This is a genomic window from Pseudomonas sp. B7 (genome assembly GCF_016735645.1).
GTDB classification, from domain to species: Bacteria; Pseudomonadota; Gammaproteobacteria; order Pseudomonadales; family Pseudomonadaceae; genus Aquipseudomonas; species Aquipseudomonas glycinae.
The window spans coordinates 625,062-642,050 of record NZ_JAERRE010000002.1; the positions used below are offsets into that span (position 1 = coordinate 625,062).

Annotated in this window: 14 protein-coding genes; 12 read left to right on the forward strand and 2 right to left on the reverse strand. The window is 61.4% G+C overall.

What is annotated here, in order from left to right:
* The first annotated feature begins 133 nt into the window (after positions 1-133).
* Both thiC and cytX read left to right on the forward strand, forming a co-directional pair.
* Positions 134-2,023, forward strand: coding sequence for a phosphomethylpyrimidine synthase ThiC (gene thiC / locus JKA62_RS07695; protein ID WP_011332157.1), 1,890 nt, complete (start codon positions 134-136; stop codon positions 2,021-2,023).
* 120 nt (positions 2,024-2,143) lie between these two features.
* On the forward strand, positions 2,144-3,436 hold the full coding sequence (gene cytX, locus JKA62_RS07700; protein WP_011332158.1) for a putative hydroxymethylpyrimidine transporter CytX: 1,293 nt from the start codon (positions 2,144-2,146) through the stop codon (positions 3,434-3,436).
* On the opposite strand, the gene JKA62_RS07705 is transcribed toward cytX, so the two are convergent.
* Complete coding sequence (locus JKA62_RS07705; protein WP_201817198.1) at positions 3,405-4,151, reverse strand: RsiV family protein; 747 nt, start codon at positions 4,149-4,151, stop codon at positions 3,405-3,407. The two genes, cytX and JKA62_RS07705, sit on opposite strands and share 32 nt — an antisense overlap.
* 221 nt (positions 4,152-4,372) lie before the next feature.
* Between JKA62_RS07705 and JKA62_RS07710 the strand changes: the two genes are divergently transcribed.
* The 10 genes from JKA62_RS07710 (at position 4,373) to JKA62_RS07755 (ending at position 15,065) form a co-directional block, all read left to right on the forward strand.
* Positions 4,373-4,990, forward strand: a complete 618-nt coding sequence (locus tag JKA62_RS07710) for an NUDIX domain-containing protein (RefSeq protein ID WP_011332160.1) — start codon at positions 4,373-4,375, stop codon at positions 4,988-4,990.
* A complete protein-coding gene (locus JKA62_RS07715; RefSeq protein ID WP_007952222.1) occupies positions 4,981-5,433 on the forward strand; it encodes a DUF1249 domain-containing protein in 453 nt (150 codons plus the stop codon). Before JKA62_RS07710 ends, JKA62_RS07715 begins: the two co-directional genes overlap by 10 nt.
* Positions 5,434-5,538: 105 nt before the next feature.
* On the forward strand, positions 5,539-6,354 hold the full coding sequence (gene cpdA / locus JKA62_RS07720) for a 3',5'-cyclic-AMP phosphodiesterase (protein WP_011332161.1): 816 nt from the start codon (positions 5,539-5,541) through the stop codon (positions 6,352-6,354).
* Between the two features lie 96 nt (positions 6,355-6,450).
* Positions 6,451-7,059 carry a YqiA/YcfP family alpha/beta fold hydrolase gene (locus tag JKA62_RS07725; RefSeq protein ID WP_064382909.1) on the forward strand — a complete coding sequence of 203 codons (609 nt, stop codon included), beginning with the start codon at positions 6,451-6,453 and terminating at the stop codon, positions 7,057-7,059.
* A 42-nt stretch (positions 7,060-7,101) separates the two neighbouring features.
* Positions 7,102-9,009, forward strand: a complete 1,908-nt coding sequence (gene parE / locus JKA62_RS07730) for a DNA topoisomerase IV subunit B (RefSeq protein ID WP_011332163.1) — start codon at positions 7,102-7,104, stop codon at positions 9,007-9,009.
* Complete coding sequence (locus JKA62_RS07735) at positions 9,009-9,998, forward strand: esterase-like activity of phytase family protein (RefSeq protein ID WP_011332164.1); 990 nt, start codon at positions 9,009-9,011, stop codon at positions 9,996-9,998. The genes parE and JKA62_RS07735 overlap by 1 nt, the downstream gene beginning before the upstream one ends.
* 324 nt (positions 9,999-10,322) lie before the next feature.
* Entirely contained in the window at positions 10,323-11,330 is a 1,008-nt protein-coding gene (locus JKA62_RS07740) for an esterase-like activity of phytase family protein (protein ID WP_041475492.1), read from the forward strand.
* Positions 11,327-11,851: a retropepsin-like aspartic protease family protein gene (locus JKA62_RS07745; RefSeq protein ID WP_007952204.1), complete on the forward strand. Its 525-nt coding sequence runs from the start codon at positions 11,327-11,329 to the stop codon at positions 11,849-11,851. Before JKA62_RS07740 ends, JKA62_RS07745 begins: the two co-directional genes overlap by 4 nt.
* Before the next feature lie 7 nt (positions 11,852-11,858).
* Positions 11,859-14,123 (forward strand): DNA topoisomerase IV subunit A, encoded by a 2,265-nt coding sequence (gene parC / locus JKA62_RS07750; protein ID WP_011332166.1) that lies wholly within the window; start codon positions 11,859-11,861, stop codon positions 14,121-14,123.
* A gap of 231 nt (positions 14,124-14,354) precedes the next feature.
* Positions 14,355-15,065: a PqiC family protein gene (locus JKA62_RS07755; protein WP_041475125.1), complete on the forward strand. Its 711-nt coding sequence runs from the start codon at positions 14,355-14,357 to the stop codon at positions 15,063-15,065.
* Positions 15,066-15,441: 376 nt separating this feature from the next.
* Here JKA62_RS07755 and JKA62_RS07760 read toward each other — a convergent pair whose 3' ends face one another.
* Positions 15,442-16,956 (reverse strand): AhpA/YtjB family protein, encoded by a 1,515-nt coding sequence (locus JKA62_RS07760; RefSeq protein ID WP_011332168.1) that lies wholly within the window; start codon positions 16,954-16,956, stop codon positions 15,442-15,444.
* Between the last annotated feature and the right edge of the window lie 33 nt (positions 16,957-16,989).

The following is a 16,989-nucleotide window of genomic DNA, read 5'->3' on the forward strand; positions in this document are numbered from 1 at the left end:
TGTGCTTCGTCCGGGAAATTGTTCGACAATCGAACGCTCGACGACGATGCACAGCACCCGTTCTGGGTGCGTCCGTGCCTTTCAGGTTCTGCTCCGACAATCCACTGCCTGGATGCTGTCTGGAGAGCCCGTGATGACTACAAAATCTAAAAATGCGATCAACCTGAGTGACTCGGCCAAGGTCGACGAGCAGTCGGTCCAACCGTTCACCCGTTCGCAAAAAGTCTACGTTCAGGGCTCCCGCCCGGACATCCGCGTGCCGATGCGCGAAATCACCCTCGATGTGACCCCGACCGACTTTGGCGGCGAAATCAATGCGCCGGTCACCGTCTACGACACCTCGGGCCCGTACACCGATCCGAACGTGGTGATCGACGTGCGCAAAGGTCTGGGCGACGTGCGTTCGGCGTGGATCGACGACCGTGGCGACACCGAGCGTCTGCCAGGCCTGAGTTCCAACTTCGGCCAGGAACGCCTCGCCGACCCAGAGCTGACCAAACTGCGTTTTGCCCACGTCAACAACCCGCGCCGGGCCAAGGCCGGGGCCAACGTCAGCCAGATGCACTACGCGCGCAAAGGCATCATCACCGCCGAGATGGAATACGTCGCCATCCGCGAAAACATGAAGCTGCAAGAGGCCCGCGCCGCCGGCCTGTTGAAGCAGCAACATGCCGGCCACAGCTTCGGCGCGAGCATCCCGAAAGAAATCACCCCTGAATTCGTGCGCGAAGAAATCGCCCGCGGCCGCGCGATCATCCCGGCCAACATCAACCACGTCGAACTGGAACCGATGATCATCGGTCGCAACTTCCTGGTGAAGATCAACGGCAACATCGGCAACAGCGCGCTGGGTTCGTCCATCGAAGAAGAAGTGGCGAAACTGACCTGGGGCATTCGCTGGGGCTCGGACACGGTGATGGACTTGTCCACCGGCAAGCACATTCACGAAACCCGCGAGTGGATCATCCGTAACTCGCCAGTGCCGATCGGTACGGTGCCGATTTATCAGGCGCTGGAAAAAGTGAATGGCGTCGCCGAGGACCTGACCTGGGAGCTGTTCCGCGACACGCTGATCGAGCAGGCAGAGCAGGGCGTCGACTACTTCACCATCCACGCCGGCGTGTTGCTGCGCTACGTGCCGCTGACCGCCAAGCGCGTGACCGGCATCGTTTCCCGTGGCGGTTCGATCATGGCCAAGTGGTGCCTGGCGCACCACAAAGAGAACTTCCTCTACACCCACTTCGACGAAATCTGCGAAATCATGAAGGCCTACGACGTCAGCTTCTCGCTGGGCGACGGCCTGCGTCCGGGCTCGATTGCCGACGCCAACGACGAAGCGCAATTCGGCGAACTGGAAACCCTCGGCGAGCTGACCAAGATCGCCTGGAAGCACGACGTGCAATGCATGATCGAAGGCCCGGGCCACGTGCCGATGCAGCTGATCAAAGAGAACATGGACAAGCAGTTGGAGTGCTGCGACGAGGCGCCGTTCTACACCCTCGGCCCGCTGACCACCGACATCGCACCGGGTTACGACCACATCACTTCCGGTATCGGTGCGGCGATGATCGGCTGGTTCGGTTGCGCCATGCTCTGCTACGTGACGCCGAAGGAGCACCTGGGTCTGCCGAACAAGGATGACGTGAAGACCGGGATCATCACCTACAAGATCGCGGCGCACGCGGCGGATTTGGCCAAAGGGCACCCGGGCGCGCAGATCCGCGACAACGCCTTGAGCAAGGCGCGGTTCGAATTCCGTTGGGAAGACCAGTTCAACCTCGGTCTGGATCCGGACACCGCCCGTTCGTATCACGATGAAACCCTGCCGAAGGACTCGGCGAAGGTCGCGCATTTCTGTTCGATGTGCGGGCCGAAATTCTGCTCGATGAAGATCACTCAGGAAGTCCGCGAATACGCGGCCAACCAGCGGATCGACGCGGTCGACGTGGACGTCGCCCAGGGCCTGGCGGAACAGGCCGAGCGGTTCAAGAAGGAAGGCAGTCAGCTGTACAAGAAGGTTTGATCCCGCACTGACCGTTCCCACGTCTAGGCGTCGGACCGTCCGCACCGATCGTTCCCACGCAGAGCGTGGGAACGATCAACGGGTCAGCACAACAACAAATGTCCCTCTGAGATAACACCCTTGAGCACTCAACCCGGTACTTATTCCCCCGACCTCGCCGTGCCCGCCAACCAGCGTGTATTCGGCGGTCGCGATCTGTTTTCCCTGTGGTTTTCCCTCGGCATCGGCCTGATGGTCTTGCAGACCGGTGCATTGCTGGCGCCGGGGCTGGGCCTGTCGGGATCGCTGCTGGCGATTTTCCTCGGCACCCTGGTCGGCGTCCTGTTGCTGGCCGCCGTTGGCGTGATCGGCAGCGACACCGGCCTGTCGTCGATGGCCGCGCTGAAACTCAGCCTCGGCAGCAAAGGTGCGAGCCTGCCGGCGCTGCTCAACCTGCTGCAACTGATCGGATGGGGCTCGTTCGAAATTATCGTCATGCGCGACGCCGCCAGTCTGCTCGGCACCCGTGCGTTCAGCGAAGGTTCGCTGTGGGCCAGTCCGATGTTGTGGACGCTGTGCTTCGGCGCATTGGCGACGTTGCTCGCGATCAGCGGGCCGTTGACGTTCGTGCGCAAGATCCTGCGCAAGTGGGGCATCTGGCTGATTCTGGCCGCGTGCATCTGGCTGACCTGGAACCTGTTCGCCAAGGCTGATCTCGCCGCCTTGTGGGCACAGGCCGGGGATGGCTCGATGTCACTCGCCGTGGGCTTCGACATTGCGATTGCGATGCCGCTGTCGTGGCTGCCGCTGATCGCCGACTACTCGCGTTTCGGCCAGCGGGCGAAGAACGTGTTCGGCGGCACGGCCATCGGGTTTTTCATCGGCAACTTCTGGCTGATGAGTCTCGGCGTGGCCTACACCCTGGCCTTCGCGCCGAGCGGTGAAGTCAACGCGCTGCTGCTGGCACTGGCCGGTGCGGGTCTGGGTATTCCGCTGCTGCTGATTCTGCTGGACGAGTCGGAGAACGCTTTCGCCGACATTCACTCGGCGGCGGTTTCCAGCGGGATTCTGTTGCGTCTGAAAGTCGAGCATCTGGCGCTGGCCATCGGTGTGATCTGCACCCTGATCGCCTTGCTCGCGCCATTGGCGCAATACCAGAACTTCCTGCTGCTGATCGGTTCGGTGTTTGCGCCGCTGTTCGGCGTGGTGCTGGTGGATCACTTCATCCTGCGCAAGCGCAGTGCCCAAGTGGCGTCGGCCGCGTTGCGCTGGCCGGCACTATTGGCCTGGTTGGGTGGCATCAGCACCTATCACTTGCTGGCCAATCTGTATCCGGATGTCGGCGCGACCCTGCCGGCGCTGGTGCTGGCAGGGCTGCTGCAACTGGTGCTCGGCCGGGCTTTCAGTTACGGCCGGGAAACAGCTCGGGCTTGAGAATGCCGTTCAGGCGCGGGTAAGGGATCTTCAGTTCGACGTGGCCCAGCGCATAAGGCGCGATAGTGGTCACGTCGTACTTGAGGATCACACCGCCGTAGGTCAGCGCCACGTTCGGGGTTTTGACGAACGGCCAGCTCTTCACGAACTCCGGTTCCTGATCGAGCTTGGTGCTGATCAGCCAGCTGTTGTGCGCCACTTGCGCCGCTTTCCAGAACGCCTCTTCCTGACCCGGCAGCAGCATGTCCGCCAGGGTCAGCACCTTGTGCTGCTGACGCGAATAGTTGATGAAACCACGGCCAGGCGTACCGTGGGCACCGCCGGTGTCCAGGTAGCTCGACGTTTCGATGATCACCAGACCGTCATGCTGCTCGCGTACTTTCGCCTGCAAATAGCTGCTGTTGCGCGGGCCGGCGGTGGCCAGGAACTGCTCGCGATACGCTGCTAGCGTCGGCGCCACCGGGGCGTTCGGTGCGGTGCGGGTCATTTGCAGCAGGCGTTTTTCGATGATGCCGTCCAGCGCCGGTTCTGCCGGGAAGCGCAACGTATCGATGTTCACCAGTGGGCAGTCCTGGTTGGAGCAACCCGGTTTCAGCGTTTCCGAGGCGTCGCGGGTGGTTTCCAGCGGCGTGCGGTAGTTGGGCTGGAACAGGCTGGCGCAAGCGCCCAGAGTCAGGGCGATGGCGGCCACGGAGGCGATTTTGAAAAGCGACATGGGCGTCCTTTCTGAAGCAGGGGAAGGCAAAAAGTTACCGCTTCGACTCTCAACGAAGCGGTCAGTTCGCCACTAAGCTAATTAGAGTGGGTTTCGCCTCCACCGTCCATCCCGCTGACAGTAAAGGGGCTGCATCAAACATCACGGGCGCGTTAGGATGGCGCGAAGTCGAGGTCGCAGGTAAGGCGCCTCGTATTGGATTTGCAGTAAAGAGGATGCTCATGACCGATTTTGCCAAAGCCATTCCGACCGCCGTCGATATCGTGCGACGCGAACAGTGCTACAAGGGCTTCTACAAGCTCGACCGTCTGCACTTGCGCCACGAACTGTTCGCCGGTGGCATGAGCCGCGAAATCAATCGTGAAGTGTTCGTGCGCCACGATGCCGTGTGCATGTTGCCCTACGATCCGCAGCGCGATGAAGTGGTGCTGATCGAGCAGTTTCGCGTCGGTGCTCTGGGCAAGACGGACAACCCGTGGCTGGTGGAGCTGGTCGCCGGTCTGATCGACAAGGACGAACAGCCGGAAGAAGTTGCTCACCGCGAGGCACAGGAGGAAGCTGGGCTGGACATCAAGGCCCTGTGGCCGATGACCAAATACTTTCCGTCGCCGGGCGGCAGCAACGAATTCGTACATTTGTACCTGGGGCGTTGTAGCACCGAAGGCGCTGGCGGCCTGCATGGGCTGGAGGAAGAAGCCGAAGATATTCGCGTCACGGTCTGGGCTTTTGAAGATGCCCTGCAGGCCGTACGTGACGGACGGATTGCCAATGCGGCGAGCATCATCGCCTTGCAGTGGCTGGCGCTCAATCGCGCCGAAGTGAGGGGGCTATGGTCGTAAACAAGTTGCGCGATCGCTACCGCGTCGACCTCGTGGGCCTGCAAGCCGCCTGCGAGGCGAACTACGCGCGCCTGATGCGACTGTTGCCGGACATGCGCAGCGACCCCGAAGCGCGGCGCATCGCCGTGACCCAGGGCGACCAGATGCTCGGTGTGCTGACCCTGGAAGTGTTGCAGGCCTGTCCGTACACCACGACCCTGCAGGTGCGTCAGGAACACAGCCTGCCGTGGCTGCCGGTGCCGCAACTGGAAGTGCAGGTGTATCACGACGCGCGCATGGCCGAGGTGATCAGCGCCGAGCATGCGCGACGCTTTCGCGGCGTCTATCCTTACCCGAATGCGGCCATGCATCAGCCGGACGAGAAGGCCCAGCTCAATCTGTTCCTGGGCGAATGGCTGAGTCATTGTCTGGCGTGCGGACACGAATACGCGGCAGTCCGATAACCAGCGCAAGTTGTGAACTGCGTCCGGTTCGCCGGTTTCTCTTTGTGCTGTCCCCCCGCATAATTGCCGCACCTATCCAGTCCCGCGATCCCGGGGGAGAACGCCTTGCCGAGCGTATCGACTTTGACCACCGCCGACACGGCGTTGCTGGTGCAACTCTCTGACAGTCACCTGTTCGCCGAAGCGGATGGAACGCTGCTGGGCATGAACACCCGCGAGAGCCTGCAAAAAGTCATCGATCTGGTGCTCGAACAGCAACCGCGGATCGACCTGATCGTTGCCAGCGGCGACCTGTCCCAGGACGGTACGCTGGAGTCCTATCAGCTGTTTCGCCAAATGACGGCGCAGATCGATGCGCCGGCCCGCTGGATCCCCGGCAATCACGACGAACCGCAGATCATGGCGCGGGCGACGGTGAAGAGTGCACTGCTGGAGTCTGTGGTAGATGTCGGCAACTGGCGCGTGACCCTGCTCGATTCGGCAGTGCCCGGTTCGGTGCCGGGATATTTGCAGGATGACCAACTGCAATTGCTCGCCCGTTCCCTGAGCGAAGCGCCGGATCGCCATCATCTGGTGTGCTTCCACCACCATCCGGTGTCGATCGGTTGCGCCTGGATGGAGCCGATCGGCTTGCGCAATCCGGAAGCCTTTTTCGAGGTGCTCGACCGCTTCCCGCAGGCCCGCGCCGTGCTGTGGGGGCATGTGCATCAGGAAATCGACCGCGAGCGCAACGGTGTACGGCTGATCGCCTCGCCATCGACCTGCATCCAGTTCGAGCCGGGCAGTGAAGACTTCAAGGTCGGCGAGCAGGCACCGGGGTATCGCTGGTTGCGGCTGCTGCCGGATGGGCGGCTGGAGACCGGCGTGGAGCGTGTCACCGGTTTTGATTTTCAGGTGGATTACGGCTCCAACGGTTACTGATTGACGGGTGCAGCGCTGATTTCCTCGGGTGCTGGCCCAACACCCCCTGACTCCCTGTAAACTCCGCTTTCTTCAGCCGACGCCCAGGGAGCTCAAATGTCCGGTTCGATTCTCTATATCCATGGTTTCAACAGCGCGCCGGCCTCGAAGAAGGCCTGTCAGCTGGTCGAGGTGATGGAGCGGCTGGGTTTGAGCGATCAACTGCGTGTCCCGGCGCTGCATCACCACCCGCGCGAAGCCATCGGTCAGCTGGAGCAGGCAATCGCCGAACTCGGCCGGCCATTGCTGGTGGGAAGCTCGCTCGGCGGCTACTATGCGACTCACCTGGCCGAGCGCCATGGCCTGAAAGCCTTGCTGGTCAACCCGGCCGTCAGTCCACACCGGATGTTCGACGGATACCTGGGCACCCAGAAAAACCTGTACACCGACGAAACCTGGGAGCTGACCCACGACCACGTGACGGCCCTGGCCGAGCTGGAAGTGCCGGCGCCGCAGGATCCGCAGCGATATCAGGTATGGTTGCAGACCGGGGATGAAACGCTGGATTATCGCCTCGCCCAGCAGTATTACCGGGCCTGTGCCTTGCGCATTCAGGCCGGCGGCGACCATAGTTTCCAGGGATTTGTTACACAATTGCCGGCATTGCTCAGCTTTGCCGGGATTGGCGCCGATACCTATCAGGCAATCGATTTCACCGCACTGTGAAGTCTTGCCCCATTTTCATTGAATCACTGACGACGAGACCCTATGGCCACTCCCAGCGCTAGCTCCTATAACGCCGACGCCATCGAAGTCCTCTCGGGCCTCGACCCGGTGCGCAAACGCCCCGGCATGTACACCGACACCAGTCGGCCGAACCACCTTGCCCAGGAAGTCATCGACAACAGTGTCGACGAAGCCCTGGCCGGCCACGCCAAATCGATTCAGGTCATCCTCCACGCCGACCACTCGCTGGAAGTCTGCGACGACGGCCGTGGCATGCCGGTCGACATCCACCCGGAAGAGGGGGTGTCTGGCGTTGAACTGATCCTCACCAAGCTCCATGCGGGCGGCAAGTTTTCCAACAAGAACTACCAGTTCTCCGGCGGTCTGCACGGGGTGGGTATTTCCGTGGTCAACGCCTTGTCGACCCAGGTACGGGTGCGGGTCAAGCGTGACGGCAACGAATACGAAATGACCTTCGCCGACGGCTTCAAGGCCACCGATCTGCAAGTGATCGGCACCGTCGGCAAGCGCAATACCGGGACCAGCGTGTACTTCGCGCCGGACCCGAAATACTTTGACTCACCAAAATTCTCCATCAGCCGCCTCAAGCATGTGCTCAAGGCCAAGGCCGTTCTGTGCCCGGGGCTGCTGATCAGCTTCGAAGACAAAGGCACCGGCGAAAAGGTCGAGTGGCATTACGAGGATGGCTTGCGCTCCTATCTGGTGGACGCGGTCAGCGAATTCGAGCGTCTGCCGGATGCCCCGTTCTGCGGCAACCTGGCCGGCACCAAGGAAGCGGTCGAGTGGGCGCTGCTGTGGCTGCCGGAAGGCGGCACCTCGGTCACTGAAAGCTACGTCAACCTGATCCCGACGGAGCAGGGCGGCACCCACGTCAACGGTCTGCGTCAGGGCCTGCTCGATGCGATGCGCGAATTCTGCGAGTTCCGCAGCCTGCTGCCGCGCGGCGTGAAGCTGGCGCCGGAAGACGTCTGGGAGCGCATTGCTTTCGTCCTGTCGATGAAGATGCAGGAACCGCAATTCTCCGGCCAGACCAAAGAGCGCCTGTCATCCCGTGAAGCGGCGGCTTTCGTTTCCGGTGTGGTCAAGGACGCGTTCAGCCTGTGGCTCAACGCCAACCCGGAAACCGGTCTGGCCCTGGCAGAGCTGGCGATCAGCAACGCCGGCCGTCGTCTGAAGGCCAGCAAAAAAGTCGAGCGCAAACGCATCACCCAGGGACCGGCATTGCCGGGCAAACTGGCCGACTGTGCCGGGCAGGACCCGATGCGTTCCGAGCTGTTCCTGGTGGAAGGTGATTCCGCCGGCGGTTCGGCCAAACAGGCGCGGGACAAGGAGTTCCAGGCGATCCTGCCGTTGCGCGGCAAGATCCTCAACACCTGGGAAGTCGACGGCAGCGAAGTGCTGGCCAGCCAGGAAGTGCACAACATCGCGGTGGCCATCGGGGTCGATCCGGGCGCCGAGGACATGAGCCAGCTGCGCTACGGCAAGATTTGCATCCTCGCCGACGCCGACTCCGACGGCCTGCACATCGCGACCCTGCTCTGTGCCTTGTTCGTCCAGCATTTCCGCCCGCTGGTGGATGCCGGTCACGTCTATGTCGCGATGCCGCCGTTGTACCGCATCGACCTGGGCAAAGAGATCTACTACGCCCTCGACGAAGCCGAGCGCGACGGGATCCTCGACCGTCTGGTCGCCGAGAAGAAACGCGGCAAGCCGCAGGTCACCCGATTCAAAGGCCTGGGTGAAATGAACCCGCCGCAACTGCGCGAAACCACCATGGACCCGAACACCCGGCGCCTGGTGCAGTTGACCCTCGGGGGCGACTTCGCCGAGACCTCGGAAATGATGGACATGCTGCTGGCGAAAAAACGCGCCGGCGACCGCAAGACCTGGCTCGAATCCAAGGGTAACCTCGCCGAGGTTCTGGCCTGATGCGGTTTGGCCGGGCCTTGGCGGGTGCGTTGCTGCTGGGTTCGATGACGGTGTCGGCGGAGCCTGCGCAAGAACTGCGCGTGCTCGCCGAACACCCGGTCGAAGGCATGCGCGGCGGCAACCTGTCGGGGCTGGCCTTGTGCGGCAATGACCTGTGGACCGTTTCGGATCGCGACGATGACCAGATTTATCGTCTCGATACTCGCGATCCCGTCTGGCAGGCGACTGCCGTGCGCATCGACCCGCCGCCAGTACCCGACAGCGGTTTGCCGTGGGGCATCAAGTCGCGGACCTGGGCGGCGTCGTTTGTTCGCGGCGGTGATCTGGATTTCGAAGGGATCACCTGCGACAGCGCCGGCAATCGCTACATTGTCAGCGAAGGCCACGCCGCCGTACTGCAAGTGCCGCCGCAGGGGCCGTCGTCGTGGCTGAAAATCTCGCCGATGATGGTTCGCGAAGCGCGGGCCAGTGGCATGTTGCTGCAATTCAACGCGATATTCGAAGGCCTGGCGATCAATCCGGCGGGCGATCAGATGTGGCTGGCCGCCGAGCGGCAAAGCCGTGGCTTGTTGCTGATCAAGCGCCAGCAGACGGTGTGGGATTGTGACGGTCGCTGCGTACTGCTCAGCGAAGGCGGGATGGAAATGCAACCGCCGCAGTTCCCGAAAGCCCGACCGGTCAATCGGGATTTTTCCGACGTGTCCCTGTTCGACGGCAAACTGTTTACCCTTGAGCGCAACGCCTACCAGATCTGTCGCCGTGATGCGCAGACGGCCAAGGTCGAGCTCTGCTGGTCGTATGCGGCCGAGCTGTTGCAGGCCAATCGGCGTTATTCGCAGAACTTCGGGCTGGAAGAGGCGCTGGTGGTCGATGCTCAAGGTGCCTGGATCGGCGTCGACAACAACTTCGGCCCGCGCGCCGATGGCGAGGTCCGCCCGATCATCTGGCGTTTCGCCGCGCCTGAGGGGGGCTGGAGCGCCAAGCCTTAGGTTTCGATCTTGCGTTGCTGATTGTTCGCGATCCGTAGCAGGACCGGAAAACCCTGTAATACTTTGGTCAGGAAAGATTGGCCTGTTACGGAATGACTGGCCGGGCGTTACCGCCGGACAGGCTTGTGATGCGCACGCTGATGATAAGAAGCGCTCAATGATTTACAGCTTTGCTGCACTGGCCAGTGGTTGAAGTCCTTGGCCTCAAGTGCAGGCAATGAAGCTCTGAAGCAATGCTGTCGAGACAGTAGTGAGGTCGTTGAATTCCGACATGTCGTGCAAGGCTCGGGGAAACTTGAAACGCCGACTGCGGGAGATTCAATGATGAAGCTCAATTATGTTGTTGCGGGTATTTTGTTCGTCTGTAGTTCACTGGTACTGGCCGCTGATCCGGAATTACTGATGCTTTCGGAGCATCCGGTAGATGGCATGCGTGCTGGTAATCTATCCGGCCTGGCCAGGTGCGGTGAGCAGTTGTGGACGATTTCGGATCGAGATGACGATCGCCTGTACAAGCTCGATACACGAGCCACGGTGTGGAAGGCCGAGGCTGTTTTGATTAATGTTCCACCAGCGCCTGACGATGCCGGGCGGACTCTGGGCATGAAAACCCAGAGCTTTTTCAGGTCGCTTGCGGGTAATGGTGCGTTGGACTTTGAGGGGATCACCTGCGACTCTGCCCGGAATCTGTACGTGCTCAGCGAAACGTATTCAGCCATTCTCAAGGTCCCATCAAGTGGAGCCTCGGCCTGGTTTTTGACCATCTCGCCGAACATGCAGATAAAGGCGAGGGAAGCCGGGTTGTTGGCGCACGCCAATGCGCTGTTTGAAGGCTTGGTGATTACTGGCATCGCCAGTACTCAAATCTGGCTGGCAGCAGAGCGGCAAAAAAGAGGGTTGGTAAAAATCGAGCGGCGTATTACTCCGATTTATTACACATGGTATTGCGCTGTCGGTTGTGTGGTGATGACAGAGGGCGGGCTGGCGCCGCAACCGCCCCAATTCCCAGGCTCAAAATTAGTCGAGAAGGACTTTTCGGATATTGCTCTATTCAATAACAAGTTGTTTCTGCTGGATCGCAATGCTTTCAAAATCTGTCGGCATGAAATGTTGACGGGCAAGCAGGAGCGTTGCTGGTCATTCGCTGCGGATGCACTGGTTCCGAGCCGTCAATACGACGCCGAACACGGAATGGCCGAAGCGTTGCTGGTCGATGCGCAAGGCGCGTGGATCGGCGTCGACAACAACTCGGCAACCCGTGCCGATGGCGAGTCTCGGCCGATTGTGTGGCGTTTTGCTGCCCCTGCGGGCGGCTGGGATGCGAGCCCTTGAGTCAGCAACCACCAGGCAAGCGCGCCGGTCGGGTGTTGATGATTCTGGCGTGGTGCGCGGCGCTGTTTCTGGCCACGCGGTTTTTTGGACAGTGGGAAGAACGCCAGCGTAATCCCAATGTGGAAGTGGCTTCGCAGCAGGGCAACGGCTTTATCGAAGTGAAATTGATCGGCAACGCCCAGGGACATTTTGTCGCCAGCGGCCTGATCAACGGTCGGCCGGTGGAGTTCATGCTCGACACCGGCGCGACCGATGTGGCAATCCCGGCCGAGGTGGCGAAAAACCTCAGGCTGGAAGAAGGTTTCGGTGTGACCCTGAGCACGGCCAATGGCCTGAGCCAGGGCTATCGCACCCGAATCGACCGCCTGCAACTCGGCGACATCGTGCTGCGGGACGTCCGCGCACTGGTGGCGCCGGGGCTGCATGGCGATCAGGTGCTGCTCGGCATGAGCGCCCTGAACAAACTTGAATTTACTCAGCGCGGCGGCACCATGCTGCTGCGCCAGACAACGAACCGATGAGGCCCGCATGAGCGACAACCTTGCAGACAGCTTAGATGGCGTAGAACGCCGGTCGCTGGCTGACTTCACCGAAAATGCCTACCTCAACTACTCCATGTACGTGATCATGGACCGTGCCCTGCCGCATATCGGCGACGGTCTGAAACCGGTACAGCGGCGTATCGTCTACGCCATGAGCGAGCTGGGGCTGGACGCCGATTCCAAGCACAAGAAGTCGGCGCGTACCGTCGGCGACGTGCTCGGCAAGTTCCACCCGCACGGCGATTCGGCGTGCTACGAAGCGATGGTGTTGATGGCCCAGCCGTTCAGCTATCGCTACACGCTGGTGGACGGTCAGGGTAACTGGGGTGCGCCGGACGATCCGAAGTCCTTCGCCGCCATGCGTTACACCGAAGCGCGGCTGTCGCGTTATTCCGAAGTACTGCTCAGCGAACTGGGCCAGGGCACCGCAGACTGGGGCCCGAACTTCGACGGCACCCTGCAGGAGCCGTTGGTGTTGCCGGCACGTTTGCCGAACATCCTGCTCAACGGCACCACCGGCATCGCCGTGGGTATGGCCACCGACGTACCGCCGCACAACCTGCGCGAAGTCGCCACCGCGTGCGTGCGCCTGCTCGATGAGCCGAAAGCTACGGTTGAACAGCTCTGCGAGCACATTCAGGGCCCGGACTATCCGACCGAAGCGGAAATCATCACGCCGCGCGCAGACCTGCTGAAAATGTACGAAACCGGCAAGGGCTCGGTGCGCATGCGCGCCGTGTACCACGTCGAGGACGGCGACATCATCGTTACCGCGCTGCCGCACCAGGTCTCCGGGGCCAAGGTACTGGAACAGATCGCCGCGCTGATGCAGGCCAAACCGTCGAAAGCGCCGCAGATCGCCGATCTTCGCGACGAATCCGACCACGAAAACCCGTGCCGCATCGTGATCATCCCGGTCAACAGCCGTGTCGATCACGAAGCACTGATGCAGCACCTGTTCGCCAGCACCGAGCTGGAGTCGACCTACCGGGTCAACGTCAACATCATCGGTCTGGACGGCAAGCCGCAGCTGAAAAACCTCCGTGCGTTGCTGGTGGAGTGGCTGGAATTCCGCGTGCTGACCGTGCGTCGCCGTCTGCAATTCCGACTCGACAAGGTCGAGCGTCGCCTGCACCTGTTGGACGGTTTGCTGATCGCCTACCTCAATCTGGATGAAGTGATTCATATCATCCGCACCGAGGAGCATCCGAAAGCCAAGCTGATCGAGCGTTTTGCCCTCAGCGAAATCCAGGCCGACTACATCCTCGACACCCGTCTGCGTCAGTTGGCGCGACTGGAAGAGATGAAGCTGCGCGACGAGCAGGACGAACTGCTCAAGGAACAAGCCAAGCTGCAAGCCCTGCTGAGCAGCGAAGCCAAGCTGAAGAAGCTGGTTCGCAGCGAACTGCTGAAAGACGCCGAAACCTACGGCGATGACCGTCGGTCGCCAATCGTTGAACGTGCCGAAGCCAAGGCGTTGACCGAACACGATCTGCTGCCGAACGAGAAGGTTACCGTCGTACTGTCGGAAAAAGGCTGGATCCGTTCGGCCAAGGGCCACGAGATCGACGCCACTGGCCTGTCGTACAAGGCCGGAGACGGCTTCAAGACTTCGGCGGCGGGGCGTTCGAACCAGTCAGCCGTGGTCATCGACTCCACGGGCCGCAGTTACTCGCTGGCCACCCACACCCTGCCATCGGCACGGGGTCAGGGCGAGCCGTTGACCGGCCGTCTGACGCCACCGCCGGGCGCAACGTTCGAGTGTGTGCTGATGCCTGAGGAGGACTCGCTGTACGTGATCGCCTCCGACGCCGGTTACGGTTTTGTGGTGAAAGGTGAAGACCTGCAGGCCAAGAACAAGGCCGGCAAGGCCCTGTTGAGCCTGCCCAACAACGCCAAGGTGATCGCGCCGCGTCCGGTGGCCGATCGCGAGCACAACTGGCTGGCCTCGGTGACGACCGAGGGTCGCCTGCTGATCTTCAAGATCAGCGATCTGCCACAATTAGGAAAGGGCAAAGGCAACAAGATCATCGGTATTTCCGGTGAGCGTGTGGCCAGTCGCGAAGAATATGTCACGGACATCGCCGTTCTTCCGGAAGGCGCCACCTTGGTGCTGCAGGCCGGAAAACGCACCTTGTCGCTGAAAGCCGACGACCTCGAACACTACAAAGGTGAACGTGGTCGCCGTGGTAACAAACTGCCACGTGGCTTCCAGCGGGTGGATGCGCTGCTCGTCGAAAACCTCAATTAAGCGGCCAGGAAGCGTTCGTACTGTTTTCTCCTTCGGGGAAAATGACTGAGAACGCCTCTCTAGAGCGTCCGATCTACGATTTAACCCGTAGATCGGCGCTTTGGCGCTGGAGTCGGAACGCATATTCACGGATGATATGGCCTTTCCAAGCGCCGGCGTGGCCGAGCGTTCTTCATATTTGTTGAGTATTTTCACTGTGGTCAGCCTTGTGGCGGCCACCTGGACGGGATGATGACTTCTCTGCGCCCCCTTATTTTCCTGCTCGCCGGCGTTCTTGGCCTGGCGGGTTGCAGTGTTCACCAGCCGGTGTCGCTGTATCAGCTGGACAGCGGAAGTCCGGCTCAGCCTGCGCAAAGCGCGGGCATGGCAGTTTTGCTGGGCCCTGTAATCGTTGCCGATTACCTGCAACGTGAAACCCTGTTGCAGCGTCAGCCGGACGGCAGCCTGCAGGCCTCGGTCGATGGCCGCTGGGCCGGCAGCCTGTCTTCGGACATCGATCAGTTGCTTCTGCGTCAGGTTGCCGGGCATCTGGACAGTCAACGCGTAGTGCTGGCGCCAGCGACCCTGGGCTTCACCCCGGATGTGCAGGTGCTGTTGACCATCACTCGTCTGGATTCCGGTGCCAAGCAACCGGCGATTCTGGACGCGCAGTGGCGCCTGATCGACCGTCGTGGTCAGGTGCGGGACAACCGCATCGTGCATCTGCAGGAACAGCATGCCGGCACCACCGCCGCGCAGGTGCAGGCGCAGGGCGTGTTGTTGCAGCGTCTGGCCGAGCAGCTGTCGGTGGCGCTCAAGCCGTTGGCCAATCAGCCACCGGTTGCCGAAGCACCGCGCAAACCGGCACCGAAGCCGGCAGCACCGGCGGCGGAAGCCGAGAAACAGCCGAAGATCCCGATGGCTTCACCTATTCGTACGGATATGGAAGTGTTTCGCTTCTAAGGCTGGATCGAGTCAGAACAGAGCCCGCCTTGTGCGGGCTTTGTTGTTTCTGAGGTCGGAAGATCAAAAGCTACCCTCACCCCAGCCCTCTCCCGGAGGGAGAGGGAGCTGACCGAGGTGTCTGGCGTCATACGTCGACCTGAAAGATCCAAGCGATTATGGATTTTGCGCAGATTGGTCTTTCGATTATGGATTCGGCAAAGCACGTTCAGGTCGGTGTAGATCCCGAGTATCCCCCAATCGGTTCCCTCTCCCTATGGGAGAGGGCTAGGGTGAGGGGGGCTCCAAAGCCGGGCGCAATCACGAAAACACCACGCACAAAAAAGCCCACAGACAATCACTCGTCTGCGGGCTTCTTCACATCAAGGGCAGGGCCTCAGGCCCGACGCTCATGCATCCGCGCCAGTTGCCGCTCAAGCATCGACGGATAAGGCTCCATCAACCGCTCCACGCAGCAAGCCCCCTCAGGGCTGGCAATCGGCCGGATCCGTGCACGTTGGCGGATCAGCGCGTCGTCACCGATCTTGCGCTCCACCAGCAGCAGGTTGCGGCTGTGTTGCGACAGGGCCAGGGCGTCCTGGGCGGAATCGGTCAGCAACAAGTCGATCTGGCTCAGACCGAACAGTTCGTCACCAAGGGTCAGTCCCAGCTGCAATTGCAGGGTGATGCCGCTGTCGGCGACTTCGATCTGCAACTGGTGGCCCAGCGCCCGCAGCAGCTCGCCGCAGCAGATGGCATTGGTCAGGTAATCGTCGCCGCTGTCTTCGGTATGGAACAGCATCAGCGTGCTGCCGTCGTTCAGGGTTTCGATTTCGCCCTGATACAACGAGGCAGCCTGGTCCAGGCAATCGCGATATCGATCCTGCAACTCTTCCAGGCGTGCACGCGGCAAACGGCGCAGTTGTTCCTGCGAGCCCAGTTGTACCGCCAGCACCGCCGTGTGTTGCGGCACGCTTGGGGTCGGTCGGCGCACCGCCGGTTGTGCAGCTTCGCTCAGCGACTCGTCACGCAGGTCGGCGAACGGGTCTTCGTCATCGTCGTCTTCAACGGTGCTGACCACATGGCGTGGCGCAGGCTTCTGCGCGGCCATCGGGCGGCTCTCGTCGAAGCTCGGATCACGCAGGTTGCGCACTTCGAATTCCGGCTCGATGTCGTCGTCCTCGAACTCGGGTTCCGGCTCGGGCTCCGGTTCAGCCGGCTCCGGGGCATAGTTGGCGTGCAACTGGCGGGCAAGATCGCCGATCTCGTCCTGACGCTCGATCCCCGGCGTGTATTCGTCGATCCGGCGCAGCCATACACGCAATTGCAGCAGCGGCGTGGAGATGTGTCGGCCCAGACGCAGGCTCAGGGCCAGGGACAGCGCCAGCAGGATCGCACTCAGAATGCCCATGCTTTGCAGGCTGATGGTCATCGGCTGCTGGAACTGATCCATGTCCAGGCTGATGCGCAGTTGCCCGGCGGTCACGTCCTGGAAGGTGATCTTGCTCTCGTACATGCCCTCGGCTTCGCCGAGCAGGCCGTGCTTGGGCCGCTGACCGGACTCGGCCAGGATGCGGTTGTCCACGCTGTAGATGGCGGCGTGGGCCACCAGCTTGTTCTTGGTCAGGTTGTTGAGCAGCACGTTGAGGCTGAGGATGTCGTTGGACACCAGCAGCTCGGTGGCGGAGGTGGCGGTCTGCGTGGTCAGGCTTTCGCCCAGCGCATCGGCCTGCTCGTGCATGGCCTGCTTGAACTGCAGGCCCATCACGCAGGCATAGATCACCAGGGCCAGAGCGACCAGGATCACGTTATGGCTGGCAATGCGCAATGCAATCGGTACACGGCGGTGGCGCAGTGCACGGAAGATCAGCAGAAAGAAGTTATCGGTTTTAACTGGCGTGGGCCGGTTCACTGAGCTCGGCTCTTTTGTCCGTGAAGTTGACGC

Bases quoted from the DNA above. Each gene is read 5' to 3' on its own strand.
- thiC (WP_011332157.1), top strand. From the start codon at position 134: ATGACTACAAAATCTAAAAATGCGATCAACCTGAGTGACTCGGCCAAG.
- JKA62_RS07705 (WP_201817198.1), bottom strand. From the start codon at position 4,151: ATGTCGCTTTTCAAAATCGCCTCCGTGGCCGCCATCGCCCTGACTCTG.
- JKA62_RS07710 (WP_011332160.1), top strand. From the start codon at position 4,373: ATGACCGATTTTGCCAAAGCCATTCCGACCGCCGTCGATATCGTGCGA.
- JKA62_RS07715 (WP_007952222.1), top strand. From the start codon at position 4,981: ATGGTCGTAAACAAGTTGCGCGATCGCTACCGCGTCGACCTCGTGGGC.
- JKA62_RS07725 (WP_064382909.1), top strand. From the start codon at position 6,451: ATGTCCGGTTCGATTCTCTATATCCATGGTTTCAACAGCGCGCCGGCC.
- parE (WP_011332163.1), top strand. From the start codon at position 7,102: ATGGCCACTCCCAGCGCTAGCTCCTATAACGCCGACGCCATCGAAGTC.
- JKA62_RS07735 (WP_011332164.1), top strand. From the start codon at position 9,009: ATGCGGTTTGGCCGGGCCTTGGCGGGTGCGTTGCTGCTGGGTTCGATG.
- JKA62_RS07740 (WP_041475492.1), top strand. From the start codon at position 10,323: ATGAAGCTCAATTATGTTGTTGCGGGTATTTTGTTCGTCTGTAGTTCA.
- parC (WP_011332166.1), top strand. From the start codon at position 11,859: ATGAGCGACAACCTTGCAGACAGCTTAGATGGCGTAGAACGCCGGTCG.
- JKA62_RS07755 (WP_041475125.1), top strand. From the start codon at position 14,355: ATGACTTCTCTGCGCCCCCTTATTTTCCTGCTCGCCGGCGTTCTTGGC.